A 25,854-nucleotide genomic window follows, 5' to 3' on the forward strand; every position below is an offset into this window, starting at 1 on the left:
TGAGATTGACCGCCGGATTGCCGAGCTGGACGGTATGCCTCCGGTGAGGGCCACGGAGTCGTCTGCTTGTGCTCGTCCGGTAAAGGCCACGGGCAGTAATAACCCGAGGAATGAGCAAGTTTAGTCCGTGAACCCCTAAAGATGCAGAAGCGGACATCCGCTCGATCAATATCTTCCGGCGAGGGGCCAGCCCCGGTCAAACTTGTAGTTCAAGCCAACTTTGGCAACTTGAATCTTTTGCCTGATGTCTTCGCCGAATGGAGGCTGTCCCGGCATCGCGCCGGTGGACGTGAAGAAAGTGCGCTCGGTTCCCAGATCCAAATAATTGTGCTCGGCCCTGACAGACGCTGGCGCGTCGGAAGCTGGCAGACCCCGCAACCCACTGCAACGAATTAAGCAGCGGCGACATGTCCGGACCTGGCAAATTGCTTTGCAAAAGTCGGCTGCTGCTGACGGGCGGTCGGCCATTTGATTAGGGAGAGGCCGGCTTTGATCGGCCGGCCCTAACGCTCTCTACGCAACTCCTACGCTACGCAACACACAGGGACCCAGCGGGTGGCGGCCGGGCGACCAGTGAGGCGAGCCGCCGCAGGTTCTGGGCGATAGCGGCCAGGACGAACTCATCCTGGGCGCCTCGTGGACCGCGCAGTCGAAGCCAGCCGAGCTTGAGGATGCGCTTGAGGTGCGCAAACCGCATCTCGATCTTCTTGCGCTCGCGCCGCGACTGCTCAAAGTCCTCGGTGCCAACGAACGATCGGGCGACGTCCGTTCACCGGGGTAGACCGGAAGTCGCAGCGGTCCGCCAAATCGACACGACTGACCCGAAGCGGACATCTGGGGCGCTTGCAAGCGCGTACCTAGCTTATTTCAGCGACTTTGCGTTGTCGGCATGCGCTCGGGCGGCCATGTCACGCAGTATTATTCGGACCGCCCCAGTTGCGAATTGTTGTAACGTGGCAAGCCCGATCGGTCCGCGGAATGCGATATGAATTGGTTCCTAAGATTTATCGCCATTGTCGCTGTACTTTCAGCATCAATCAGTTCTGCAACCGCTAATCCTAAGCGGATCATGATCCTTCAGTCGAGCGGTCAGAATTTCAAGCCCTGGAGCGAATACGTGAAAGGTTTCCGGCAAGAGCTGGAACGTCAGTCACCCATACCGATCGAAGTGCAGAGCTTCCCTGTAGTAATTGCTTCCGGTAGCGAAAGTGCTGAGAACCGACTTGCGGAGTATCTGAATGCGCTGTTCTCCAGCCATCCGCCCGACCTGATCGTAGCCTTTGGGGCGCCAGCCGCGGCGTTCGCGCAGCGGCATCGACGCGACCTATTTCCCTCTACACCAATGCTGCTTACGGCTATCGATCAGCGGCGTGTCCAGCAAATGAACGTCACCGAAAATGATACCGTGGTGGCCGTTTGGATAGACGTCCCGGCTCTCTTTGAGAACATTCTAAAGGTGCTGCCGAGGACGAAAACCATTGCTGTAGTGATCGGAAGCTCGCCGAACGAGCAGTTTTGGGTGCAGGAGATGAAGAACCAGCTCGAACCCCTGAAGGGTCGGGTTGACCTTCTCTTTTGGAATGAACTCTCGTTCGAGGAAATCTTGAAACAGGCGGCAACGCTTCCAAAGGACAGCGCTATCTTTTGGATTCAGCCTCAGATCGATGTGACTGGTGCCGTCCACGAGGGCGAGCGAGCTCTAAAAAGGCTTTATGCCGTGGCGAACTCGCCAATCTTTTCCCACGACGACTCATTCTTTGCTGGCGAGATTGTAGGCGGGCCGATGACGTCGGTCTCACAGGGTTCCCAAACTGCTGCCGCAGTCGCCGCCAAGATACTTGGAGGCACGAAGCCCCGAGCGATCGAGACGCCGGTTCTGCAATACGGTCCGGCAAAATATGATTGGCGTGAGCTCAGACGCTGGGCCATTCCTGAAAGTCGGTTGCCCAAAGGAAGTGAGATCCTCTTTCGCGAGCCAACCCTTTGGGAGCTTTACCGCTGGCAAATCCTTGCAATTTGCGCGGCAGTATTGTCGCAGGCGGCTATGATCACGGGCCTGCTTTATCAGAGGCGTCGGCGGTTTTTGGCCGAGGTTCAGGCACGCCAGCGGATGTCCGAACTGGCGCGTATCAACCGCTACTCTATGGCAGGCGAATTATGCACATCTATCGCACACGAGCTAAATCAACCGCTCGGTGCTATTCTGCTTAACGCAGAAACGATGGAGCAGATGTTGCGATCATCTCGGCTGTCAGATGCAACTGAACTGCTTGGAATTGTCTCTGAAATAAGAAGAGACGATGAACGAGCTGGCAAAGTGCTTCAGCACATTCGCAGCTTGGTCAGAAGGGTTCCCATTGATGTTAAGCCGCTTGATCTCAATGAGGTCGTCAGCGAAACGTTGGATTTCTTATCCAGCCTTGCAATCGCCCGAAAAGTGCAAATCCGCCACAGTCTTGCTGAGCTGCCCCTGCCCGTGAAAGGTGATTACACGCAACTTCAGCAGGTGCTTCTAAATCTCGTTGTGAACGCGTTAGATGCCACCGCCCACAAGGCGGTAAACGAGCGGGTCATTACTGTCCAAACGAAGCGCTCGGACAATTGGGCTGAATTTTCGACTGCAGATACCGGTCCCGGCGTACCCCCTGAACAATTGTCAAAAATATTCGAGCCGTTCTTCTCAACAAAGCCCAACGGGATGGGCATGGGCTTGTCGATCGCTCGAACGATTGTGGAATTTCACGGAGGGATAATAAATATTCAGAACCGATCGAGCGGCGGAGCTATCGTTATCGTGAGGCTGCCGCTCATCAGGTAACTCGGCAGATCTTGGTTAGAAAACACCTTCGTACCGGTTGCTAACGCAAAGCGAGGCGAAAGGGAAAGTCTGCTTGTGGCACATTTGAGACATGCCGACGCACGGTAACGATGTCTGTTTATAGGGGTAGAGCGGAAGCCACTGCTGATATCCGTCGTTCGACTTAAACAGTCGGTGCAATGTTCACGCGGCGGCCTTGTCTTCTTTGTCCGCGCCACGCATGACGATTTTCAAAGCGTCGTCGGGAAGAGGACGCTGTAACACCTTCGCTTCGTCCCATGGCGCGCGCATCCAGATATCCCACTCTTCATCGGTCGTCAGGATCACTGGCATCGCCTTCGGGTGGATCGGCTCGACGATGCCGTTAGGCGATGTCGTCAGAAAGCCGTAGACCTCGTGTGGCCCTGGCACCGGCTTCGACTTCGTGCCGCGATCACCTTTAAACGTCGTCCACATGCCCGCAAAGGCGAACAGCGGTCGATCATCGTTGAGCGCGAACCAGACGACATCCTTTTTCTTGGTCTCCGGGTTCGGCTCCGGCGCATATTCGGCAAAGCTGTTGACCGGGACCAAGCAGCGGTTCTCCGGCTTCAGCCACATCCGCCAGTGCGGCGATGACGTATTGCGGATGTTGGTGATGGGCGGCCCGCCTGTGCGCGGTGGCGGCGGCATGCCCCACCGCATGGTCGCCATCTCGGTCCCGGCGTCGGTGTTGCGGATTACCGGCGCGGGATAGTCTGGAAACACGCCCGGCATCGGCGCGAGGTTGCCGACATAGCGGTTGATGACGCGGAACAGCCGGATAATGGCCTCTTGGTTCGTGGTGATCGAATAGAGATTGCACATTGACCAAACCGGGTGTCACTTGCCATTGCCGCTGGTGGCTTTCACGAACGCGATCATTTCGCCGAATAGGTCGTCAATCCGGTTATACTCGCCCAGCAAATCTTCAGCCGTAAAGACGCTCCTATCCTTAGCGGCTTGCTTGTGGAGTTCCCATCGACTTTCGATCTGTTCGACGCCTACAGCTTCCACAATGCGTCCGTTTTCAGTTCGCACATGTATGCGCATGGATTGATTTTGAACCGGGCTGGCGTGTGCGATCTGACCGCGAATGCCAGAAACTTCCTTAACAGTGTTCAACAATGGAATAAGACGATCCCAAGGCTGGCCCTCCAAACCTGTGGCGGCAGCTTTGATGATCTGAAGTTTTCGATCAATACCGCGCACCGAAGCAAAAATCGCATCGGCGCGAGCGCGCGCCGAAGTCCCGTGCCGGCTGCCATTTCGGCGCGGCGATCGGCTTGCGGTCGATGCTGGAGGGCTGCGCGCCGGAGATACCGGACTACGCCCTCGACCAGCACACGATGAAGGGCAAGGCGATGGGCCGTGGCCTCGATCACTTCCGCAAGGAAGGTGCGAAGCTAATCCCGCCGCCTACAGAGCCGGACCCTTACATCGAGGAAGCCTACCGGCTGTGGCAGATTAAGCAGCAGCGCAAATGAGCAGCCGTCACGCCGCGCGGCGCCTACCGAATTCAGCGTGGGGCGAGCAACAACGGCGCCAATGTCAGTGCGGTCAACAACGACGACAGCAGAAGCGAGAGCGAGGCCAGCTTGAGCAAGTTAAACATGGCAACCCTCCTTACGCAAACTGAGGTAGCCAGTGTCGATCCGCTGCAACCATAACGCAAGGCTTATTGATTTAGATCAACGAGAAGCCGGGTGCACCCGCGCACGAATGTTCGACAGCCCAAGCATCTCGAGCCCCGATACTTGCGGCTGACCAAGGCCAGGCCGTGCGCCGACCGCGCGGTCGGGTCTTGCGTTGGTCCAGGACCTCCGTGTCTGTGGGGACCGTGCCGACGAAGATCAGCGCCTGAGCGTTCGACATGCGCCACACGCTCGGCGAGCGGATCAGGCTGTATGTCGAAGCGAGATTCCATAATGCTTGAAGAAGTTATCAAGCTTCACAGGTTCGCCGGTATCTCGCCAGAAAAGTCTCTTACCGAGGCTGGCCGCCTGCGAGAGGCGATGGTGGCCGCCGATCAAAGTATGGTCATCCGTTGCTTTGGCGATGATCTCGCCGGCCTCGTCGATGATGACTTTCATGCGCTGCCTCCAGTGCAACGCCCCCTCGGCGCAGCCGCGATGCTGCGAGATTTATCTAACCTCGCACCAGCCTCGGCGTTCCAATGCAAGAAGGTCGCGGATTTCGTATTGCCATGCGCCACATCGCACGGCCAGCCATCAGGCTTGTATCGGCCTTCGCCGTCGCAAGCATTTTTTCACTCACCGTGCGCTGGGCTTCGCGTTGGCCGCTTTGCGGCCACGCATCAACTTCGCGATCCGCAACCCGATCACGCGATTGCTTTCTAGCCCCAGCATCATCCAGTTCCACAGGCTGCGATATTCCTAGCAAGGCGAATAGCTTCGGATCACATCAACGACCACGGTGTGTGTGGTGTCCAATCAAAACCGCGTACCTGTCACGACGGGCACAATCTGCTCGCGTCATTCCCGAGCCTCCCTTGGCAACGCATCCCTATGACCTAAAGGGTTCCTTCACCTTGATCTAGGAAACACCCGAATTGGCAATAGACGGGACTCGCTTCGCGTTGAAAATCAGACCGCTGCTGCTGGGGGCCAAACGGAGATGTCCGATGGGTGTGGCAGGCTGGCGCTTCGCGCATGTGAAGAGAACTCTCCGCGTCCGAGCGGTCCTTGTCGGCCTGCTAGAAGAGTTGCCGTTTGTCTGCCCGGTGGTAGTCGCAATCGGCTCGACCGTCATGATCGCGATTAAGCTCTGCAAGGATTTGCCGCAGTAAGGCGGTCCGAGCGCCACGGCGCGCTCATGTGCCACGCCTTTGTGTACCGAGCGGCATAAAATTTAGCTGAGATTGCGCGACTGCAAATATTCTCAAGGGTCGCGGTCGCGCGGTCCCCGCAGGAACTCACGGTAACGGTAGTACCTGTCGCAGATGCGGAGGGCGCTATTTTTCTCATACGCCCAATCCCAGACTGACGGTTGACCCGGATGACCGACCGTCCTACTTGGCGGAGCACTCCACTGGCGCGGTGCTGCACACACAGCAGTAAGCAGCGGCGGGGAAAAAGGACTTGTCGGGGTTCGTTCATGTCGTTGACGATGATGCGTCCTTCTTGGCGGCGATTGAACGTCGTCTGAAGCACGCCGGTTACGAGGTCGCGACCTATCCTTCGGCCCTTCATTTGTTGGTCAACTTACCAGCCGAAAGCGTCCCGAGCTGCATCCTACTCGACGTGCGGATACCCGACTTGGATGGTCCGGGGCTGCAGAAGCGACTGGCCGAACTCGGCTCAACGCTTCCGATCATATTCCTTACTGGCTATCACGACATTCCCGCCACCGTGAAGGCGATCAAGGCGGGTGCTGACGACTTTCTGACCAAGCCAGTAGCGTCAGACGACCTCTTTCGGGCGATTGAAAAGGCTTTCGCGCACCACCGAACATTACGCGATCTGAAGGACAAGCTGGACAGCGTGCGCGCCCATGTTGGGCGATTGACGCCACGCGAGCGGGAAGTTTTCGAGCTTGTCGTTCGCGGCGATCCCAACAAGCAGATCGCCCGGGCGCTTGGCTGTACCACTCGTACCGTGAAGGCCCACCGCCACAGAGTGATGGAAAAGTTGCAGGTCGAAACCTTAGCAGAACTTGTTTCCCTGGCCGAACGGATCGGACTTGAGTCGGCTGCCCGACAGACGAAATAGGCAGTCCCTTAGGCTAACGTTGGTCAGGCATGACGGAACAAACGGGGTCGATTTCCGTTTCGGGCTATTGCTGTCGGCAGACGGGTCCGGAATGTCGCAAAATCGAAACCTCGTTCTGGTGGTCGATGATGACCCCGGAATGCTCAAGGCAGTACAGCGGCTCCTGCGGCAGCACCACTACGAACCCATCGCGTTTTCATCCGTGCAGGCTTTTAAAGGCCACCCCGGTATCGAGAAGGTGGCTTGCATCATCCTCGACATCAACCTGCCGGACGGATCAGGCATTGAGCTGAGACGGGATTTAAAAGCCGCAGGTGTTTCCGTGCCGGTTATCTACATCACCGGCAATGAGAAGCCTGCCGTGCGCGAAGCCGCACTGGCTTCCGGCTGCATCGCATTTCTCACCAAGCCGTTTTCAGTTCGCGAACTGATTGAACCACTTCAGAAGGTGGCGGCATTATCGACTTGATGCCATGTTCTGTTGTTCCGTTAGCTGGCGCGTTAGTTGCCGTTACATGGCATCCGCACGGCTCCGATCAGGCGTGCACACCGGCAGCAAGGACGCACAGGCCCCTGCCACCGTCATGACCTCGCCGGGACACTGAAATTACTTAGCCGCGCCCGTGGTTGTACCAATTGGAGCTGCGCCCGTGGCCGTACCTGTGCGCCGCTGCTCACGTCGCTCGGTGCGCCCTGTGCGACGGTCGTCACGCCGATCCTGACGCCCTTCACGCCGATCCTGACGCCGCTCCATACCAATGGTCTGGGCCTCCGCATTGGACACTGTCAGCAAGGTAGGAACGGCGAGGCCGAACGCGGCCGCAAACCCCGCCAACGAAAGGACCTTCCGACGAGAGATTGCTTCCGACTTTATGAACGCGCTCATGTGAAACCTCCCTGACTGGATGAACCGGGTCAGTGAACCACCCCCCGCTCGGCCTACGTTGATCCACATCAACAGCGGGACCACTCGCACCGCGACGGCAGATCAGCGTTATGGCCGTAGGAAGGCGCTACAGCGCGCCAGCGGTGGGCTATAGGACAACGGGCAAGCCGCGCCAGCGCACAGCAACCCACTCGCTCGCGCAAGGGCTGCAAATCTGGGCCGCCATATAGCCGCGCTGCCCACGACGGTTTGATCCATCGCAATACTCCCCCATTAGCGAAGGCACACAGTTCATGTGTGGGACGCCATAATCCACTGATGGAGAGAAGCCATGAAAATGACTTTGAGAACGGCGGCAATTGCAATCTCGACCTTTGTGTGTGCGGCGTTGTGGTCGCTCGGCTGGTCCGAGCAAGGCGGCGTATCGCTGTCGGTCAATAAAGCCGATGCGCAGCAGCGGGTCTATATCACGCGTGGCTACGCTGCGAGGGCGGCCTATGTTGAGCCGGGCTCCTGGTACGCTGTGAGGGCCTACTACTTTGGTGGCCCATGGAGTGGTGCTGGATACAGCTACACCGGCTGGGCTGACTACGCAGCGCGCCACGGCATTGGCTGCACGCCCGGTACCTCGATCAAGGGCGGGGACGGCATAATGTATCTCTGCCAGTAGAAATCATCTGCTTCGTAATGTCGGGCCAAGTAGCCGTTTTAACCATTTGGCCCGACACTTCGGCTGTTCGTCGCCGCAGGCTTGTTCGCACAGCGCGCCGGCAGCGCAGGGCCACAGCAACCGGGCAGGCCGCGCCAGCGCACAGGCAGGCACGCGGCGGCCGGTGCTCGTATGTCCCGACGGCGTGCGTAGGCGCAGCCTATCTCAGCGTCGCCCGGTTGATCTACATCAAGCGCATGGCTCTCGAATTTAGGTGCATGCTTTGGAGGCAGCAGATCGGGAGCTTGAAATGAGTGAACGTTCGGAGCGGAAACATGTCTGCCGGCGTAACGCACTCGCTTTGCTTGGATACGCGGCTGCATTTGGACTTGTCGCTTCGTCTGCCGTTCTGACGGCGTCACAGGCTGAAGCCCAGACCACCACTGCGCCCGCCACGCCCACGACGCCGCCCACAGATACGGCCAAGTCTGGGACAGAGGGCCGTCAGGAACGGCGAACCGGGCGAACAAGGCGGGCCTACCTCAGAGCGCAACGTAGAAAGGCCCTAGAGTGCGCCACCACCAAAGGGCTATAGGAGAGCGGGCAAGCCGCGCCAGCGCACAGGCGGCCACGCGCGCGATATCCGAGCGATGACGTGACGGGTCCCCCATTAAGTCACGCTCTCAGAAGGACCCGGCAACCGGAGGGACTAGGCGGACGTGCCACTGTCCGCTTTGGAGGGCAAGCAGACCTGTCGACCAATACCAACGCGCCGCATGCATTGCGCCAAACAGATCAAGGCGCGGCGTGTCGATAACCCCCCGAGCGGCATCAATCACGAGATGGTCGGAGACATTGGCAGTGAGGACCTCCCCGAATAGGACCGCCTGGTCAGAATTAAACGACAGTGACCTCAACAGCCGGCATTCGAAGGCGACCGGGCTTGTCGCAATCATCGGCGGCTTCACGGTTTTCGAAGGGCTGACGTCAAGACGCGCGAGTATCAACTCGTTCGTCCCCGGAGGCGCGTCGATGTTGGTAATGTTCATGGCCTCCGACATCGATCTAGGCACGAGATTAACAACGAACTCGCGCTTTCGAAGACATTGGCCGCAGTGTCCTTCAGTCGCCGCTCCGGATGCGGCAGTACGGCAATCATGACGACCGGCGGATCGTGACCTACCAAACTGAACAGGCTGTACGGCGCGGCATTGAGAGCGCCATTGCCTGAAAGGGTCGTCACGATCGTGATCGGCCGTGGAAGAACCGTACCAAGTAAGAGTTCATACCGATCCATCGGCCTCATGTCTTGAAAGTCAAATTGCATAACTATGGCCCCTCATTCGACAATAGCGTTCGCGATGCTAGCAGAATTCTGAAGTCTAAGGAGGCCGCTCGCCCTAGCCGAAGCGACCATCATCGGAGGTGAGGTCGCCTATTGGCACAAGGGGAACATGCTGAAGGTCAGCCCAGATGTTCGCTTCTGGAAGTAATGCGGACATTGCAAACCCTTCACGCTCATCGCGTCATCACGAACGACGACGACAGCATCACCACGACGGCAGGCAGCAAGGCAGCGCCATCCACGACCACGGCCACGCGTGACAGCATCACGGCGCGGAGAGGTGACGGGCGGTAGTGTTTCAGTTTGAAATTTTTGGGAGGCCGCTTTGCCGGAAGTGTTCAACGGCACCATCGATTTGAACCCAGTCGTGCTTCGACTGCTCAAAAACTGATCTGACCGGGGTTGGGTAGTTTGGGTCTGCCATCGCGCCGACTGCAACGCCGATCAGCGCGGGCAGATTGCTGAGTTTCCAATAGACTGTTGAGCCGCACCGTGGACAAAAATAGTTTTGGATTTTCCCGCCGCTTGCGGCGGCGTGCGTGAACTCTTTTGAGGTTCCTCAGATGGTGACAACGTCAGCGGGGTAATAAGCGCCTACGTCGAACGGCGCTTCGGTTCGGCGTTGGCAGTCGATGCAGTGACAAGCAACGACTATCTTGGATGGTTTTTCTGGAAGTGAGAGCGTGACTGCACCGCAACTGCATCTGGCGTCGCCCATTGGAAAAATCCCCCACCGTCTTCTGAGCTTGCGGAGCTTAGCGCCGCAAAACGCTGGGGGAACCCGCCGTGATCGAGGCCCGCCGGTTCACGCTGGCGGGCCTATCTTTCGCCGGATTTCTGTCACCAACATTGCGTGTTTTAGAATCAATTGGGGAGACATTGACGTGGCAGTAGGCACAGTGAAGTGGTTCAACGCGACAAAGGGCTATGGATTTATTCAGCCCGAGACTGGCGGCAAGGACGTGTTCGTCCATATCTCAGCCGTCGAGAGAGCAGGTCTGAGCAGTTTGAATGAAGGCGCGAAGGTAAGCTACGAAGTCGTGGCTAACCGCGGGAAAGAATCCGCCGAAAACCTCAGGGTAGGTTGATCTCAACGATCTTCTGCGTTCTGTTCACTATTGGACAGACGTTGCCAGATTTTCCCGCTTTTATCGGGACGCTAGATGGGTACCCACTACACTGTCTGGCTGTTTGAAATGGAAATACTTTGTATGGCCTCGGCGAATGGGTGAGCGCTGGGGCCATTTTTATTCGACTAGCGGGCACGTCCATCTGATTGAGAGGCGGCCCCCAGAAACTGGGGCCGCCTTCTTCCGGGTGGGGCTTGGGGGCTGGTCCCCCGGAAGCTCACACCGACTCTCTTAGCCAGTAAAAGTTCCAACCGGCGGGTCTTGATCTAGCTCAATCATGACCACTTTTCTCAATCCGATAATTCGGCGCGTCCGAGACGGGGCGCAAGGAGAGGCGCGGTCCCGGTGCTAGCCAGCCCCCGCGCCGGGGCCGTTCCTGTGACGGCACCGTTTAGGTCGTGGCACCGTGTTAGTACGGTATCCTCAAGTCTGTGGAAAACTGTAGGATGACCTTTGCCGGGGGCTGCTTTTCATCCCAACAAATTTTGACCGGCACGGGTCGCGCCAATGCGGCCCTTTTTGATTCCAGGCGCTATGACGCGATAGCTAAAGCGATCCGCGCGCCTGCGGCTTTCGATCATGGGCACTTTCACATCAACCTGACCGAGCTCGCCCTCGACGTCACCGACAATCCGCAGCGGCCGCTTGCGGTCTATGCGGCCGCGCAATCCGAATACGCGCGGCTGTCCGGCATGCCGGTAGCGGCGCCGAAGCAAGCGATGGAGACCTGGCTGCCGATCGCGATCGTCCGCTACTTCCTGCTTATGGGCGGGCCGACAAGCGAGCGATGGCGGATGATGCAGAGCGCCGAAGCGGCCCTGCGCCCGCAGGACTGAATCCTTCATCGCGCGCGCGTGGCCGTCGATGCGGCTCAGTGTCGGCTTCGGGTCAATCGCATCGTTTTGGCCGTGCTCTGGGCACTTCCGGTCTTCCTGCGATAGTGTTGAAAAAGTCCCAAAAGGCGCTGCAGCGCTGCTAGCACCAGTGCTTATTCGCGGGGGCGCACTCGGATGAACATGCGCTCGCGGGTCGATCTCCACCTCCCTGTCATCAAATCGGTCGCGCCATTTGCGCAGGCTTGTCGGCGAAAGCTGCAAGCTGGCGGCATACTCGCGGACAGCCATGCCGCTCAAGTTCATTGCTTTCGTCTGCATCGCCAGAACGCCTGGATTGCACGCGAACGGATGTCTGTGCTCACCACATAGCGCCGCTTCTGACGCCTCTTACCGTTCTTTCCCCGCTGCTGGCGCCTTCTTCCCCGACGTAATTCAAGCATGTATTCCGCATGCTTGCAGGTTTCTTCCTTGCCGATGAGATGCTTCATCCAGCGGCCGAACGTCTTAATCGAGAGTCCGTGCTGGCGGCAATAAACCGCGCGATCCATCCTGCTTTGGCGCCACGCCTCAACGTGCAGCGACCAATAAGGGCTGTGTGCGTTTTCCCAGGACCGAGATGCCACCGGAGATCTTCCCATGTACGGAGAGAACCCGATATGGAACGACGCTGCACTTTCAAAAATGGTGCAAGGTTCGGGCGCTTACGGCACGAAGCAGGACGGCTCTTCAAATCGGGCTTCGAGAAACCGGTGCACGGGTTTAGCCCACTGGTGGCCGAATCTGGAGCCTGGTGCAACGACTTAGGTGGTCGTTGGCACAAAGGAGAGCTCCGATGAAACTTTACGTTGGATTGGACGTCGGCCTTGAGGAAACCAGTCTTTGCGTTGTCGACAGCGAGGGCCAGACGGTGCGCGAGCTGAAGGTTAGCACGGAGCCAGAGGCGATCCGCTGCGCTCTTGAAGGCTCCGCGGATCGCCTCGATCGCGTGGGCGTCGAGGCGTCCTCGCTGGGCATCTGGTTGTACTGCGAATTACAACCGGTCGGGATCCCTATCATCGTTGTCGAAGCCCGCCATATGCGCGTTTCACTGTCGACAATGCGCAACAAAACCGACCGGAACGACGCGCGCGGCATCGCACAGATGATGCGCCTGGGCTGGTACCGCGCCGTTCACGTCAAGAACATCGACATGCAGAAGATGCGTACGCTGCTAGCCAATCGGAAGCTGCTCAAACGCAAACTGATCGACATCGAAAACCACATTCGTGGCGCGCTGCGGGCCCATGGGTTACTGGTTGGAGCCGTCGCTCGAGGTGCCTACGTAGCACGCATTCGCGAGCTGCTCGAACGTAGCGATCCGTTTTTCGCGATGACCATCGAAGCCATGCTCGACGTGCGGCGAGCGATCTTCGAGGGCTACGAGCGGTTACATCGCGTGCTCCTGCAAGTGGTCCAACATGATCCGGTCTGTCGGCGTCTGATGACGGTTCCCGGCGTCGGGCCCGTTGCCGCTCTTTCGTTCAAAGTGGGGTTAGATGATCCCTGACGCTTTGCGCGATCTCGAACGGTCGGAGCGCATTCTGGCCTGACGCCGAGGCGACATCAGTCTGGAACGTCGATCGACTATGAGGGCCGCATCAGCAAGCAGGGCGACGTTGCGGTTCGGGAGGCGCTATGCGAGGCGGCCGCAAGCCTGTTGCTACGGGTCAGGAAATGGTCGGCATTACGGGCCTGGGGCCTGCGGATCGCCAAACGGTCGAGCATGCTGTGCGCGATCGTCGCGGTCGCGCGCAAGCTTGCCGGTATCCTGCACAGGATGTGGGTCAGCGAAACCGACTTCCACGTCGGGTTCGGCGCCAAGGTCACGCAACGATTGCGATCGAGGGCTGCACAGTAACTGCTGCAGCAGCACGAAAGATTAGCCTGGTGTTGCACCAGCATGTTGAGGAGGAGCAAAGATTAAAGATCCGCGCGCGCTGTGAGCGTCCCCTGGCCGGGCCGCGAAACAGGGAATGTCTGCTATCTATTGCCTGCTGCCGCCCTTCGGGGACGAGAGCGCCGGACTGCTTGGACAGCCCTGTTTACGAACCTGATGAAGAGCATGCGACAGCCCAAGTGCTGAACGCGAAGGAACGCATGGACGCCGCCTGGAGAATGCAAATCGCGACCGTGCTGATGGCGAACGCTGCTCGCAATCGAAGCAGCGAGACAAGGAGCGCTGCTTGTTTAGAGAAGTCGCAAAAAAGCGTAGGACGGAGTTGACTTTGGACGCCCGATTAGGAAGGCAAGATAAAGCGAGATTCCTCGCTGCCGGAACTTCGTTCCTAAGTTTTTGTCTGCACATTGGTTTTGTCGTGTTCGCTCGTTGTGCGGTAAGGTGTGCCGGGGCGCCGCTGACACTTTCTCTTTTGTTTGCAATGATCCAAGCGCCATCGCCCGCAATGTGCGGGGAATGAGAGACCGCAGTGTTTACGCCGATGCACGTATTTCTGCGCTCCCATGCGACGAGAGCATTCGGCGCTTGCTCGGTGTTTATCGACCTCCGATCGTCATCTCATGGCGAGCAACGAAGACGATTTTCGCATCCGTCCCGGCAAGGTCCGGGATCGTGGCGGAAGGACACGTGCGCGCCGGCTTGGCGGCATCCGCCCACGCCCGGCCAGCTTCCTCGGCGAGGTCCAACAGGCCATACGTCGGGCCGGTGGCAATCCCGATCGCATCAGGACCGGAAAGGGAAGCGGCCGGTTCAATGCGCGGGGCCGTGGCGCTGCGACAGCGCTGATGCTGAAGGATCGGAGCGCGTGGAGCCGGGACGCAAGCGGGGTGCGCACACGGGCGCGGCGCGTGGCGGTAAAGGCCCGCGTCGTGAAGCTCAATCCGCAGCGCGGAGCAATGCGGGGCCGTGGGTTCGTTAGCGCCAACGCGGTAGATGCCCACCTGCGCTATCTTGAGCGGGATGGCGTGACGAAAGATGGAGAGAAAGGTCGGGTCTATTCGGCCGAGGGCGACGTCAAGGATGGCCGTGCCTTCCTCGAACGGGGCCGCGAGGACCGCCATCAGTTCCGCTTCATCGTCTCCGCTGAGGACGGCGTGGAACTCGCCGACCCGCGCGAGACCACCCGTGAACTGATGCAGCGGATGGAAGCCGACCTTGGCACGAAACTCGACTGGATCGCGGTCGACCACCACAACACCGGCCATCCCCACACCCACATCATCGTGCGCGGCGTCACCGAGGACGGTAAGACCCTCAACATCGCTGGCGACTATATCGCCTACGGGATTCGCGAGCGCGCGAGCGAGCTCGTTACCCGAGAACTGGGGCGGCAGACCGAACTTGAAGTAGCAAAGCAGCTTGAGCGGGAGGTGGATGCCGATCGTTTCACCCGGCTCGACCGGATGCTGATTGCCGAGCAGCAGGGAAAGGAGTTTACCGACCTGCGCCCCAACCAGGACATGCGGGGCACGTTCCGCCAAAACCGCGCGCTACTGATAGAGCGCGCACGCAAGTTGGAGCGCATGGGGCTTGCGACCGAGGTCGAAACCGGCAAATGGATCGTGTTGCGCAAGGCCGAACCCGTGCTGCGGGAGCTTGGTGAGCGCGGCGACATCATCAAGACCATGCAAAGGGCATTGGAGCGCGAAGGGCTGGCGGAGGACCGCCATCCGGCGCGCTATGTCCTGCACCGCGAGCACGCGACAGAGCGCATCGTCGGCCGCGTGCTCGACAAAGGGCTGGGCGGCGACGAAATAGGCGAACGGGTCCAGCTGGTGATCGACGGGGTGGACGGTCGGGTGCATCACATCGAGATGGATGCTGCCCGCGCCGAGGAAGTCGGTCGAGGCATGATCGTCGTGGCCGGCTCCGCCGCTCCCGGGCCGCGCGCCGCAGACCGCAACATCTTAGACGTCGCAGGCCCAGAAGGCATCTATCGCCCATCTGAACATCTGGAGCGGGCGCGCGCCGCGATCAACCGCATCGGCGGTGATCCTGAGGCGTTCGTCCGCTCCCATGTCCGCCGGCTGGAGGCGCTGCGCCGAGCCGGCCATGCGGAGCGGATCGATGCCGATCACTGGCGGGTCCCCTCCGATCTTTCTGAGCGCGGTCAGACGACCTTGCGCGGGACCGCGCGAACATCCGAATCAGCGTCCTGTCTCCCACCGGCCTTGGCCAACAGATCGGCCATGACGGAGCGACCTGGCTTGACCGCGAACTGGTCTCCCGTCATCGTGTGGCGCTTGCCGACGATGGTTTCGGTCAGCAGGTGAAGGCGGCACTAGACAAGCGCAAGCGAGCCTTGGTGGACGCGGGCCACGTTATCGACATCGGTAACGGCCACGTCCGGGCGCCAAAGGACCTGATCCAGCGGCTTGAGGCCGCCGGCATCGAACGAGCCGGCAAGGCGCTCGCCGCCGAACGCGGATTGCAATGGCGGCCCGCTGTTCCCGGCAACTACGTCACCGGCCAGCTTGTCGGCTCCACCCAGCTATCCAGCGGCCGGTTTGCGATGATCGAGAGCTTCAGTGGTGATGGTGGGCTCGGCTTCAGTCTGGTGCCGTGGCAACCCGTGCTCGACAAGCGCATCGGGCAGCACATCTCCGGCCTCATGCGCAATGACGGCGGCATCGAATGGAGCTTGGGTAGAAAGCTCGGGCTGGGCTTGTGAGCGGAAGAACAGGCCTTGCCAGCTTAAAGCCAAGCGTGCCGGGCCAGCGGCACCCCGTCAAGGCTGGCGCGTTCCGCGCTACCGCTTCGCGGCTTGCGGCCTTGACCGGCTGTCGCCGCCCGACGGGGGTTTGCCAAGCAGCTAAGGCTTAATGGGAAGCGGAACGCTTCCTTGTCCCGACACGGGCAAACAGAGCGTCCGCTGGCGTCAGGGGGATGATCGAAACCACCCTAAGCCGGATATTCCATCAGCCAAATTGTACGCAATCGCGTCCGAAATTGCGACGACCGAATTTCGGATGTTGCTGAGCACTCGCTTCGCCCCTAGCAACCGAGTCCGCATGTCCTCCGACGAAGGTCATCCTGGGCCCTGAGCAGTCACAGGAAAGCAGGGCATTATGACCTACCGCAAGTGAAGCGAGACCCATGAGGATGGTAAAACGCGAATCGTCGATGCTCCGACCTACCATGGAAAAGCTCGGCCTGACTGTCCCGGAGGCTGCGGCACTTTCCTCACTCGGTCAGACTTCAATCTACAAGGCGATCAAGGAGGGGCGCTTGCGGATTCGCAAGTACGGTACACGCACGATCATCACGCGCACTGACCTCGCGTCCTTCTTGGAAAATCTGCCCGATGAGCCCGAGGAGTGATAGGCGCCTGGACCACATGAATTGGCCGAACCCTCACGCCGCCCTCATCGGCGCCACGCTATTTCTCGGCGGTCGCGTCGCGAAGTTAGCGAATGCCTGCATCACGACACGCCGCTTCATTAGAGCCTCGCCGCGCTTGTAGGCCTTTTCGGCATCATCGCCTGTGATGTGGTGCAGACAATGCTCGACGATCTCCTCCTCGAAGTCCGTCTCTTCCTGCGCCCAGGTCCGGAATGTGGTGCGGAAGCCGTGCACAGTCAGGGTTTTGTCTCCGGTGATTTCCTTCAGATGCTTGAGCATAGTCATGTTGGAGATCGGTTTGTCCAGGCTGCGGCCGGCGAACACGAACTCGTCATTCACGCGGCTCTCGTAGGCCTCGCGCAGATAGATCAACGTTTGCCTTGGGAGGGGCGTGCGCTTGGGTCGTTCGTTCTTGGTGTCAGGGTTGCCCAAGTCCCAAAGTCCACCTTCGAGGTCGAGTTGCAGCCAGCGCATGTTCTGTATCTCGATGGTTCGCGCTAACGAGAGGATGGTGACCTCAAGCGCCCGCGCGCTTTGTTCGGGATTGGCGGCGAGCTTCTGCATGAAAACGGGCAGATCTTGGTAGTCTATGGCCTTGTGGAACCCGGCCCGCCGCTTGCCACGGCGGGGTTCCGGCTTCTTCCGTTTCATGGGGGCAGGCGGATCATGCGGCGCTCACCAGTTTGAGCGCAGGCGGCGTAGCGGCGAAATCAGCCCAAGCCTGCAACACGGCGCGCCGCTTCTTCAAAGCCTTGCCGTGCTTGTAGGCTTTCTCCGCTGCATCGCCGGTGATGTGATGCATGCAATGCTCGACGATCTCTTCCTCGAAATCGGTTTCGTCCTGTGCCCACGTTCGGAAGGTGCCGCGCAGGCCATGCACCGTTAGCGTCGGATCACCCGAAATCTCCTTCAGCGCCTTCAGCATGGTGTTGTTGGACATCGGGCTTTTGAGGTCACGTCCGGGAAAGACGTACTCGCAGACGCGGCCGTCGTAGAGTTTGCGAAGAACCGCGATCGCCTGCCTTGGCAACGGCGTCAGCTTGTCGCAATCGTTCTTTGTGCTTTCGCCGCCTTCGGTATCCTGCGGCATGTCGGCGGCCTTGATTTCCCAAAGACCAATATCGAAATCGATCTGGCTCCATTTCATGTGCATGATCTCGGCGGTACGCGCCACCGTCAGGGTGGTGACCTCCAGCGCGCGGGCGCTGAGGTCCGGCCTCGCTGCGAGCTTGCGCGTGAACGCGGGCAGATCGTGGTGCGACATCGCCTTGTGCTTGCCGCGCGCACGCCCGCGCTTGGGCGCCTTGCCGAGCTTCGGCCGCAGCTTGGTTTCGTAATCCGCAGGGTTGTCGGTGCGGTGCTTGTCGGCAATGGCCGCATCGAAGATCAATTTCAGCCGCTGCCGGGTGTCGCGGGCGTTCTCGACCTGATGGCGGATCGGGTCGAGCACCAGCTTGATGATCTGATCGGTGCCGATCTGATCGAGGCGCATCTGATGCAGCGGTTTGCAGAACACCTCGACGATGCGCTTGAGCTTGCCGCGCGACGCGCGGTGTCGGAGGCTCTTCTCATAAATCTCGCGCCAGGCGTTCGCGTAGCGCAGAAACAGCGGGCAGCCTTCCGCGCGCCGGGCTTCATCGCGGGCTTCCCTCGGGTCGGTATCCTTGGCGAGCAGGCGGCGGGCGTCGATCGCCTTGTCCCTGGCTTCGCTCAATTTGATCAGCTTGGCCGATCCAAGGCCCATGCGGCGCTTCACGCCGAGCCGCTGATAGCGGAACAGCCAGCGCCGGTTGCCGGACGGGCTCACGATCAAATAGAGGTTGTCGCCGCAGGGGTAATCCCCCGGCGGCACAGTGAGATAGTTCTTTGCGGTGATGGTGGTCTTTGCGTTCTCGCCAGTTAGAAGCGTCATGGGAGATTCGAACTCGCGTCCCTCGATCAAAACGCGCGGAATTGCGCCGTTTTCGATATAGGGAGCTTCTAACTGAAGTCGAGGGATAGCTGTAGGGGGTCCCGCGCAAACATGCGGACGGTGACCGGCGACGGCCAGCCAACGCCAACGGTGAAAGAAGTGCCCGATTTACAAGGGCTTTTTGCGTTTCAAGCGAAGGCCGGCGAAGAGCGGCGAAAGCCGGCGAAGGTGGCCTTGGTGCGCTCGGAGAGATTCGAACTCCCGACCCTCGGAATCGAAATCCGATGCTCTATCCAGCTGAGCTACGAGCGCCTGAGGTGGCTCGTATCAGACTTGGCCTGATAGAGCCAGTAGCGGAGGTCAGTAGCAGGGGTGCCGCTTGCGGTCCTGGCCGATATAGGCGGCTGCGCCCTGGCGGCAGAGGACGGTCGAGGGACCGTCGTAATAGGCGAAGGTGCCGGGCTGCAGGCCAGGACCGTAATTGTGGAGGAAGCTGATCGGGTAGGGCAGGCCCCAATTGTGCAGGTGGTGCCGATTATGGCGGGCGTCTGCCAGGTTTGGGGCCAGGGCCGCGGCGGCGAGGAGGACGGCGGCAACGAAAAACTTCGCTTTGGTCATTTCGATTCTCCGGAAGTCCCACTTGAAACTGTAGCGTTTTCGAGCTGAGCGGATAGTGAAGAAAGTGCATCAAAACAACAAGATAGAAGCCCAAGCTCCGATTTGGTTGAAGCCGATGCCCTGCCATTTTGGCCGATCTGATTTCGCATTCTAGGCGAAGCGGGTAGAAAAGCTGCGGAAAATCACCCTAACGCGCCCATTTTTGGCCTCAAGGGATGCTTAACGAATTCCCAACACAGTCCGGCCAGAGTTCTGCTGTCTGGTCCCCACTTTACGGGCCGACTTATCCCGCGTCTGACAAAGGCACCCGGTTCCCGATCGACCCATGCGCATCACGCCTCTCGCCTTGCTGTTTCTCTCGGCTCTGGTCGCAAGCCCGGCGCGCGCCGACCTGCACATCACGCGCGATCATGGCGGCTATGTCGAAGAGTACAAGGCCAAGTACAAACGCATCCGCGACCGCAGGGAGCGCGTGATCATCGACGGCATCTGCAACTCGGCCTGCACGCTGGTATTCGGCATCGTGCCGATGAACAAGATTTGCGTCACGCCGAAGGCGAGCCTCGGCTTCCACCAAGCCTATTACGACAAGGCCTTCACCTTCGGCATGAAGGTCACGAGTGCGGAGGGGACGTCGGATCTCATGTCCTATTACCCGAACACCGTGAAAGACTGGATCCGCCGCAATGGCGGGCTCACCACCGAGATGAAGAAGATCAAGAACGGCGGCGAGCTCTGGAAGATCGTCGATCCCTGCCCGGAAGAGTGGTGAGGCGCGGCGAGTTCTGCCCTGGATTAACCTTTCCGGTTGGCTTCTCCGTCCGCGATCAGCAACACCGACACTTTCGATTTGCTGAGAATCGCGGCGGCTACGCCGCCGAAGTTCAGCGTTTCGCCCTGGATCCGATCGACCCCCAATACGACAAGATCGGCGCCGCTGGTCTCGATCTCAAGCAGGATGCCTTCTTCAGGAGTCACGTCCGCACGCAGTGTGGTTCTGACGTCGACATCATAAAGGGCCGCTGCCGCCGCGGCGTCTTTCAAAATGCCTTCCTCGCTCGCAAGCGACATGCTGGCGCTACGCCGGCGCGCGCCTTTCTTCCTGGTCGTGGACACATGAACCACGCTGAGTGGATGAGGGCTTGAGCGCGCCCGCGATCTCCGCGCCGCGCCGCGATAAGGCACTTCCGGAAACCGGAGCCAGTATCCTGAACTCCGCGCTCGCGGGTTGCTTGAGGTGGACGCCCTTGGCCGCAACGAGGGCAACGGGACCCTTGAAGCCCGAGGCGACGTCTTCGATTTTCTTGTCGAAGCCGTCTTTGCCCAAGACATTCTCCATACCGACCACGAGAAGATCAAAGCCCTTTCGCGCCTCTTCCACCACGGCATCGGCAGCCCCTTGGACTGGGGCACGCGTGGTTACCTCGACATCGCCCACGCTCTCCCGGTCGGCCTCTGCGATCGCCGTGGCGGCTTCTCTTATGACCGCCTCGTGTCTCTCTTCATCTTGGCGCTTTTCTTGGCGCTTTCCCTCCCGTTGTTTGGCACGGGCACCTACATGGAGAACCGTAATTGGGAGGCCGCGCGCTCCCGCGAGCAGGCCGGCGATACGAGAGGCTCGCGTTCGCGCTTTCGTCCACGGCGAGCAGCAGGCGCTCGAGATTGGCGACAAAATCGCTTTGCTCGAACTCCTCGCGCTCAAGGCCCGAATCGAGGAAAGCGCCGGTCGCGCTCGCCAGCCCGGCGCGATCAGTTCTTGCCGCATCGCATGTGATCGGGCAACAGGGGCGGCAAATGACTGGCGACTTCGAAAAAATTGCCGCGCGCGCGGCGCCGGCGATCTTTGTCGTGCTCTGGAGCACGGGCTTCATCGGCACCAAATATGTGCTGAACAGCGCCGAGCCGCTGACCTATCTCGCGATCCGCATGGCCTGCGTGGTGGGACTGATGGCGATCATCGTGGCGATCGCGCAGCCCCGCTGGCCGGATCGCATCGGCATCGCGCACAGCGCCGTCGCCGGCATTCTGGTGCATGGAATCTATCTCGGCGGCACGGCAATCGCGATCGCGCATTCGATTCCGGCAGGGCTCTCGGCCTTGATTCCGGGGCTGCAGCCGATCCTCACCTCAACGCTCGCAAGCCGCTGGCTCGGCGAACGCGTCACGCCGCTGCAATGGGGCGGATTGCTGCTCGGGCTTGCCGGCGTCGTGCTGATCCTGCACGACAGGCCGATGAGCGGGGAGGCGGGATGGGGATGGCTCGCTTCGGCCATATCGCTGGTCAGCATCACCTTGGGCACGCTCTACCAGCGCCGCTACTGCAGTGCGATCGACTGGCGTTCCGGCAATCTCGTGCAATACGTCGCGGTGACGATTTTCTTCGGCCTCGGCGCATGGTTGTTCGAGACCAATGTGGTGCACTGGACCGGCGAGTTCATCCTGGCACTGGCCTGGCTTGCCGTGGTGCTGTCGATTGGATCGATCGGGCTATTGTACTGGCTGATCCGCCGCTCGGCCGCGACGTCGGTAGCAAGTCCGTTCTACCTGGTGCCGGCCGTGACGTCGTTGATGGCGTACGTGCTGTTCGGCGAGCGGCTCGACGCGGTCTCGATTGTCGGCATGATTGCCTGCGCCGCAGCGGTGCTGGTGGTCAACCGCCGTTCAGTTTGAAGTAGAGCCCTCAGACCTCATGCACGTATAAATTTCATCAGGCTTATCAATATTTTCCCTGGGTTGTGCCCATTAAGGCGATCGTAAGCAAAACGGGTCACATTGGGCCTGATTTTGGGGGATTTCTCGTATGACCACGCAATCCATTGGAAAGTTCATGCCGGCGCTCAAGCTGCGGCTCGGCACCAAGGCTGTCATCTCTGCCATCCTCCTGATTGCGGTAAACACAGCGCTGGTGGTGGGAGCGGCCCATTGGTCGCTGACCTCCGAGTTCGGCGACCGGGCGCTGCGGGATATCGAGGTGAACCTCCGTACGCTGGGCCTGGCGTTCGCCGAGACCTACAGCGACGCCAAGATCACCATTAAGGACGGGGCCGTCGCCCGCGCCGAAATTTCCAAAATGCCCGAGTTCAAGGACCACGCGATCGTCGATCGCGCGGTGGGCTATGCCGGCGGCAACGCAACGCTGTTCGTCTATGACGACGCCAGCAGCCAGTTCGTTCGCCGCACCACCAATGTGAAGAAGGAGAATGGCGACCGCGCCGTCGGCACCCAGCTCGCCGCCGACCACCCCGGACAGGCGGTCGTGCGCCGCGGCGAGGCCTACCGTGGGCCCGCGACGCTGTTCGGCAAGACGTTCATGACGGCGTACTACCCGATCATGAATTCGGCCGGAAAGGTGATAGGGCTTCTCTATGTCGGCATTCCCATGGCGCACTACGAGAGCATGCTGTCGCATGCCATCCAGAACATGGCGATCGCAGCCGGCATCGCTGCGCTGCTCGTGATGATGCTGACCATGGTGCTGGTGCGCCGGGTAACCAAGCCGCTGACGTCGGTTACGGCCTCGCTTACCGCCATCGCCAACGGCAACACCGAGGTTGAAGTCGACTACCACGACCGAATGGACGAGATCGGCGAGATTGCGCGGACCGTCGCGGTCTTCAAGAACAACTCGGTCGAGCGCCGCCGGATGCGCGACGAGCAGACAGCGGCTGCCGCGGCCGCCGCGGAGCAGCGCAAGGCCGAACTGCGCGGCTTCGTCGATGAGTTCCAGACCAGCGTCGGCGGCATCCTCGACAAGGTGCTGAACTCCTCCAGCGAATTCGAGCGTGTCGCGCGGCAGCTCACCGAGACCGCGCGGACCACCGCCGGGCTCTCCGGCAAATCGGCCGGCGCTTCCGAGACCGCCTCCGAGCATGTCCGCACCGCAGCGGCCGCCTCCGACGAGCTGTCCAGCTCGATCGCCGAAATCACCCGCCGGGTGCAGGAATCGAATGGGATCGCGGCCGATGCCGTCAAGCAGGCTGTCGCCACCGACCAGCGCATCAACGAATTGTCGGAAGCCGGCGCCCGGATCGGCGACGTGGTGAAGCTGATCACTTCGATTGCCGAACAGACCAATCTCCTAGCGCTCAACGCCACCATCGAGGCGGCGCGGGCAGGCGACGCCGGCCGCGGCTTTGCCGTGGTGGCGCAGGAGGTCAAGAGCCTCGCCGGCCAGACCGCGAAGGCAACGGAGGAGATCTCCAGCCAGATCGGCAACATGCAGCTTGCGACCGAAGAGTCGGTCAGCGCGATCAAGGCGATCGGCCAGACCATCGAACGCATCAGCGATATCGCGACCTCGATCTCGGCGGCGGTCGAGCAGCAGCGCGGCGCGACGCAGAACATCGCCCAGAGCGTTCGCGCAGCGGCAAGTGGCACGGCAGACGTTGCCGCCAACATCCGCAACGCCGCGCAGGGCGCCGACGAGACCGGCGAGACTTCGAGCCGAATGTTTGCCTCCGCGCAGAATCTCTCGAGCGAGAGCCTGCACCTGAAGGCCGAGGTCGAAAAATTCCTCGACCGCGTTCGCGCCGCCTGATCGGGACGTCGCGGCGGCGCATCGCGCCGCCGGATCGCTCGTGGCGAATTGGGTGGTGCCGCGAGGCTAATCTTCTGTCATTCCGGGGCGATGCGAAGCATCGAACTATGGTGCGCAATTGCGCACCAGAGAATCTCGAGATCCCGGATATGGTCCTTCGGACCATTCCGGGATGACCGCTACGCGGTCACTTCGGCTGGGGCACGATCCGGATGTAGGGCTTCGGCGCCTTCCAGCCGGCCGGATAGATCGTCTTCGCCTCGTCGTCGCTGACGGAGCCGGCGATGATGACGTCCTCGCCCTGCTTCCAGTCGGCCGGTGTCGCGACGCGATGCTTTGCGGTCAGCTGCAGCGAGTCGATCGCGCGCAGGATCTCCTGGAAGTTGCGGCCGGTGGTCATCGGATAGACGATCGTCAGCTTGATCTTCTTGTCGGGGCCGATCACGATCGCGTTGCGGACGGTCTGGTTGTCCGCAGGGGTGCGGGTGAGGGGATCGCCCGAGGTCGAAGCCGGCAGCATCTCGTAAAGCTTGGAGACGTTGAAATCGATGTCGCCGATCATCGGGTAGTTCGGCGCCGCACCTTGCGTCTCCTTGATGTCCTCGGACCACTTCGCGTGCCTGTCGACGGGATCGACGCTGAGGCCCATCAGCTTGACGCCGCGCTTGTCGAATTCCGGCTTCAACTTCGCGAGCGCGCCGAGCTCGGTGGTGCAAACCGGCGTGAAATCCTTCGGGTGCGAGAACAAAAGCGCCCAGTTATTGCCGATCCAGTCGTGGAATTTGATCTTTCCTTCGGTGGTCTCTGCTTCGAAATCGGGGGCGGTTGCGCCTATCGGGAGTGCCATGGTTTTACCTCATGTTATTCAAGTTACAGGGAAATTTGTCTTTAAGATTATACAAGATTATACGAGTCTGAAGCGGTTAAGTGAACCGGTTAGCGCAAAAGGTGAGATCCTTCTCGCTAAGGCCGGAACTCCTAGCATCTTCTTTGGGTCCGCGCCTCTGTGACGAAAAGAACCTGTGCTTCCGTATTTGGCCGGCCGCAGTCATGCTTCCGAGCCATCTTTTGTTTGACCTCGATCTTTTCAAGGTTGTTCCACTTTTCTGCCGCCGCTGCCCCGATATTGCCTTTTATGGCCCGCATCAGGCCGGGCCGCTTTGCACCCCTGAGTGCTTTGGTGAACCGTGACCGACCTCACAGCGACCAATTGGCAACCATGTAAAAATCAGGGAATGCGGGTTTCGAATCGTTAACCGCTCGTTCATGCCCCGTATGGAAATGCTGGACCTGAAAAAAGAAATTGAGAAGTGCAACTATGTCTGCCTCGACTGCCAAGATCGCTGACACGACCGCTGACCAGGACGCTGAAACGTCCGACGTCCCCCAACCGTCCTGCCGCCAGACCGCGGCGCACGCCTTGACCATTGTGCGCGATGGCGTGATCACCGGCGAGGGCCCCACCACCAGGGGCCGCATCCATTTTTCCCGCGCGCTCGATGCCGACGACGCCGCCTGGTGCGCGCGCATCCTGACCGTCAGCGCGGTCGAGCATCAGCCCGTGAGCCGCGCCGAAGTCGAGGCGCTGTTTGAAATCAGCGACGCCGCCGCCGAGCGCACCGACGACGGCCGTTTCGACGATCTGCTGGCCAAGGCGGTTGCCCATCATGCGGCCTCCGAGTCCGGCCTGCCGGTGCCGCCGCGCACGGTTGCGCTGTCGCCCGATACCGACATCGAGAGCTGGGCGCCGACGCAGGCCGCCAAGATCGATACCAAGGTTCTGGAATGGCTTGCCAGCCAGATGCGCGGCAAGCGCCGCATCAACCACCGTCTCACGGCGCTGGTCGCAACCCTGATCGGCGCCGCCGCTCTGCCGCTCGCGCAGTTGCCGGGCATGCTGGACATGGGGATGCTGTAGGTTCATTCGGCGATATCGGTTCAAGACGGCGGGGTCATTCCCGCCGTTTTTGTAGGATGGGTGGAGCGAAGCGATACCCATCGTCACGTGTCGGTATTGATGGGTATCGCTTCGCTCC

25 protein-coding genes, 1 tRNA gene and 4 pseudogenes are annotated in these 25,854 nt (G+C 60.3%); 17 read left to right on the forward strand and 13 right to left on the reverse strand.

The genetic code is table 11. From position 1 onward, the window contains the following. Nucleotides 1–529: 529 nt before the first annotated feature. Nucleotides 530–763: pseudogene (locus CP49_RS44015) on the reverse strand (transposase); the annotation flags it as partial. Between the two features lie 222 nt (nt 764–985). Here CP49_RS44015 and CP49_RS39505 point away from each other — a divergent pair. Continuing rightward, nucleotides 986–2,818: a sensor histidine kinase gene (locus tag CP49_RS39505; RefSeq protein ID WP_063791844.1), complete on the forward strand. Its 1,833-nt coding sequence runs from the start codon at nt 986–988 to the stop codon at nt 2,816–2,818. 183 nt (nt 2,819–3,001) lie between these two features. Here the strand turns inward: CP49_RS39505 and CP49_RS39510 are convergent, their stop codons facing one another. Together CP49_RS39510 and CP49_RS39515 are read right to left on the reverse strand one after the other, a co-directional pair. Next, nucleotides 3,002–3,664: an SOS response-associated peptidase gene (locus tag CP49_RS39510; RefSeq protein ID WP_057855491.1), complete on the reverse strand. Its 663-nt coding sequence runs from the start codon at nt 3,662–3,664 to the stop codon at nt 3,002–3,004. A gap of 15 nt (nt 3,665–3,679) precedes the next feature. Beyond that, nucleotides 3,680–4,048 carry a hypothetical protein gene (locus CP49_RS39515; RefSeq protein WP_057855492.1) on the reverse strand — a complete coding sequence of 123 codons (369 nt, stop codon included), beginning with the start codon at nt 4,046–4,048 and terminating at the stop codon, nt 3,680–3,682. 74 nt (nt 4,049–4,122) lie between these two features. Here CP49_RS39515 and CP49_RS39520 point away from each other — a divergent pair, with 74 nt between their 5' ends. Next, complete coding sequence (locus CP49_RS39520) at nt 4,123–4,323, forward strand: hypothetical protein (protein WP_156438902.1); 201 nt, start codon at nt 4,123–4,125, stop codon at nt 4,321–4,323. Nucleotides 4,324–4,734: 411 nt separating this feature from the next. Here the strand turns inward: CP49_RS39520 and CP49_RS39525 are convergent, their stop codons facing one another. Further along, complete coding sequence (locus CP49_RS39525; protein ID WP_057855494.1) at nt 4,735–4,929, reverse strand: hypothetical protein; 195 nt, start codon at nt 4,927–4,929, stop codon at nt 4,735–4,737. Nucleotides 4,930–5,480: 551 nt separating this feature from the next. Here CP49_RS39525 and CP49_RS46545 point away from each other — a divergent pair. The 4 genes from CP49_RS46545 (at nt 5,481) to CP49_RS39550 (ending at nt 8,123) form a co-directional block, all read left to right on the forward strand. Continuing rightward, a complete protein-coding gene (locus CP49_RS46545) occupies nt 5,481–5,645 on the forward strand; it encodes a hypothetical protein (protein WP_197423168.1) in 165 nt (54 codons plus the stop codon). Between the two features lie 292 nt (nt 5,646–5,937). Next, on the forward strand, nt 5,938–6,567 hold the full coding sequence (locus CP49_RS39535; RefSeq protein WP_057855495.1) for a response regulator transcription factor: 630 nt from the start codon (nt 5,938–5,940) through the stop codon (nt 6,565–6,567). 91 nt (nt 6,568–6,658) lie between these two features. Next, nucleotides 6,659–7,036, forward strand: a complete 378-nt coding sequence (locus CP49_RS39540; protein WP_057855496.1) for a response regulator transcription factor — start codon at nt 6,659–6,661, stop codon at nt 7,034–7,036. A gap of 748 nt (nt 7,037–7,784) precedes the next feature. Beyond that, a complete protein-coding gene (locus tag CP49_RS39550) occupies nt 7,785–8,123 on the forward strand; it encodes a hypothetical protein (RefSeq protein ID WP_057855498.1) in 339 nt (112 codons plus the stop codon). A gap of 662 nt (nt 8,124–8,785) precedes the next feature. Here the strand turns inward: CP49_RS39550 and CP49_RS49560 are convergent. Next, nucleotides 8,786–9,429, reverse strand: a pseudogene (locus CP49_RS49560) (flavin reductase family protein). Nucleotides 9,430–9,745: 316 nt separating this feature from the next. Next, a pseudogene (locus CP49_RS44020) lies at nt 9,746–10,165 on the reverse strand (GFA family protein). Between the two features lie 166 nt (nt 10,166–10,331). Here CP49_RS44020 and CP49_RS39570 point away from each other — a divergent pair. Both CP49_RS39570 and CP49_RS39575 read left to right on the forward strand, forming a co-directional pair. Beyond that, nucleotides 10,332–10,535 (forward strand): cold-shock protein, encoded by a 204-nt coding sequence (locus tag CP49_RS39570; protein WP_057855502.1) that lies wholly within the window; start codon nt 10,332–10,334, stop codon nt 10,533–10,535. A 488-nt stretch (nt 10,536–11,023) separates the two neighbouring features. Next, entirely contained in the window at nt 11,024–11,413 is a 390-nt protein-coding gene (locus CP49_RS39575) for a hypothetical protein (RefSeq protein ID WP_057855503.1), read from the forward strand. A 299-nt stretch (nt 11,414–11,712) separates the two neighbouring features. Here CP49_RS39575 and tnpA read toward each other — a convergent pair whose 3' ends face one another. Then, a complete protein-coding gene (gene tnpA / locus CP49_RS49565; protein ID WP_420807691.1) occupies nt 11,713–12,051 on the reverse strand; it encodes an IS66 family insertion sequence element accessory protein TnpA in 339 nt (112 codons plus the stop codon). A gap of 194 nt (nt 12,052–12,245) precedes the next feature. On the opposite strand from tnpA, the pseudogene CP49_RS39585 reads away from it, so the two are divergent. The 4 genes and pseudogenes from CP49_RS39585 (at nt 12,246) to CP49_RS39595 (ending at nt 16,730) form a co-directional block, all read left to right on the forward strand. Continuing rightward, a pseudogene (locus tag CP49_RS39585) lies at nt 12,246–13,310 on the forward strand (IS110 family RNA-guided transposase). A gap of 659 nt (nt 13,311–13,969) precedes the next feature. After that, nucleotides 13,970–15,682 carry a DUF3363 domain-containing protein gene (locus tag CP49_RS48845; RefSeq protein WP_276326876.1) on the forward strand — a complete coding sequence of 571 codons (1,713 nt, stop codon included), beginning with the start codon at nt 13,970–13,972 and terminating at the stop codon, nt 15,680–15,682. Beyond that, a complete protein-coding gene (locus tag CP49_RS48850; RefSeq protein ID WP_276326877.1) occupies nt 15,592–16,080 on the forward strand; it encodes a DUF3363 domain-containing protein in 489 nt (162 codons plus the stop codon). Before CP49_RS48845 ends, CP49_RS48850 begins: the two co-directional genes overlap by 91 nt. 431 nt (nt 16,081–16,511) lie before the next feature. After that, nucleotides 16,512–16,730, forward strand: a complete 219-nt coding sequence (locus CP49_RS39595; protein WP_245311095.1) for a helix-turn-helix domain-containing protein — start codon at nt 16,512–16,514, stop codon at nt 16,728–16,730. Between the two features lie 33 nt (nt 16,731–16,763). Here CP49_RS39595 and CP49_RS39600 read toward each other — a convergent pair whose 3' ends face one another. The 4 genes from CP49_RS39600 to CP49_RS39615 all read right to left on the reverse strand — a co-directional run bounded on the left by CP49_RS39600 (nt 16,764) and on the right by CP49_RS39615 (nt 19,281). Then, nucleotides 16,764–17,402, reverse strand: coding sequence for a tyrosine-type recombinase/integrase (locus CP49_RS39600; protein WP_245311096.1), 639 nt, complete (start codon nt 17,400–17,402; stop codon nt 16,764–16,766). 13 nt (nt 17,403–17,415) lie between these two features. Further along, on the reverse strand, nt 17,416–18,663 hold the full coding sequence (locus CP49_RS39605) for a tyrosine-type recombinase/integrase (protein WP_063791845.1): 1,248 nt from the start codon (nt 18,661–18,663) through the stop codon (nt 17,416–17,418). 235 nt (nt 18,664–18,898) lie between these two features. Beyond that, nucleotides 18,899–18,975 (reverse strand) — tRNA-Arg (locus tag CP49_RS39610). Nucleotides 18,976–19,023: 48 nt separating this feature from the next. Further along, nucleotides 19,024–19,281: a hypothetical protein gene (locus CP49_RS39615; protein WP_057855505.1), complete on the reverse strand. Its 258-nt coding sequence runs from the start codon at nt 19,279–19,281 to the stop codon at nt 19,024–19,026. A 325-nt stretch (nt 19,282–19,606) separates the two neighbouring features. On the opposite strand from CP49_RS39615, the gene CP49_RS39620 reads away from it, so the two are divergent. Continuing rightward, on the forward strand, nt 19,607–20,053 hold the full coding sequence (locus CP49_RS39620) for a hypothetical protein (protein WP_057855506.1): 447 nt from the start codon (nt 19,607–19,609) through the stop codon (nt 20,051–20,053). Between the two features lie 23 nt (nt 20,054–20,076). On the opposite strand, the gene CP49_RS46550 is transcribed toward CP49_RS39620, so the two are convergent. Continuing rightward, nucleotides 20,077–20,466 carry a universal stress protein gene (locus CP49_RS46550; protein ID WP_245311097.1) on the reverse strand — a complete coding sequence of 130 codons (390 nt, stop codon included), beginning with the start codon at nt 20,464–20,466 and terminating at the stop codon, nt 20,077–20,079. 52 nt (nt 20,467–20,518) lie between these two features. Here CP49_RS46550 and CP49_RS46555 point away from each other — a divergent pair, with 52 nt between their 5' ends. The 3 genes from CP49_RS46555 (at nt 20,519) to CP49_RS39640 (ending at nt 23,818) form a co-directional block, all read left to right on the forward strand. Then, nucleotides 20,519–21,055, forward strand: a complete 537-nt coding sequence (locus CP49_RS46555) for a hypothetical protein (protein WP_197423361.1) — start codon at nt 20,519–20,521, stop codon at nt 21,053–21,055. A gap of 20 nt (nt 21,056–21,075) precedes the next feature. Beyond that, complete coding sequence (locus CP49_RS39635; RefSeq protein ID WP_057855509.1) at nt 21,076–21,951, forward strand: DMT family transporter; 876 nt, start codon at nt 21,076–21,078, stop codon at nt 21,949–21,951. A 130-nt stretch (nt 21,952–22,081) separates the two neighbouring features. Further along, nucleotides 22,082–23,818, forward strand: coding sequence for a methyl-accepting chemotaxis protein (locus tag CP49_RS39640; protein WP_057855510.1), 1,737 nt, complete (start codon nt 22,082–22,084; stop codon nt 23,816–23,818). Nucleotides 23,819–24,005: 187 nt separating this feature from the next. Here the strand turns inward: CP49_RS39640 and CP49_RS39645 are convergent, their stop codons facing one another. Next, a complete protein-coding gene (locus tag CP49_RS39645) occupies nt 24,006–24,665 on the reverse strand; it encodes a peroxiredoxin (protein WP_057855511.1) in 660 nt (219 codons plus the stop codon). A 471-nt stretch (nt 24,666–25,136) separates the two neighbouring features. Between CP49_RS39645 and CP49_RS39650 the strand changes: the two genes are divergently transcribed. Further along, nucleotides 25,137–25,736: a hypothetical protein gene (locus CP49_RS39650; RefSeq protein WP_057855512.1), complete on the forward strand. Its 600-nt coding sequence runs from the start codon at nt 25,137–25,139 to the stop codon at nt 25,734–25,736. Nucleotides 25,737–25,854 lie beyond the last annotated feature (118 nt).

It is taken from the genome of Bradyrhizobium valentinum (assembly GCF_001440405.1).
Taxonomy (GTDB): Bacteria; Pseudomonadota; Alphaproteobacteria; order Rhizobiales; family Xanthobacteraceae; genus Bradyrhizobium; species Bradyrhizobium valentinum.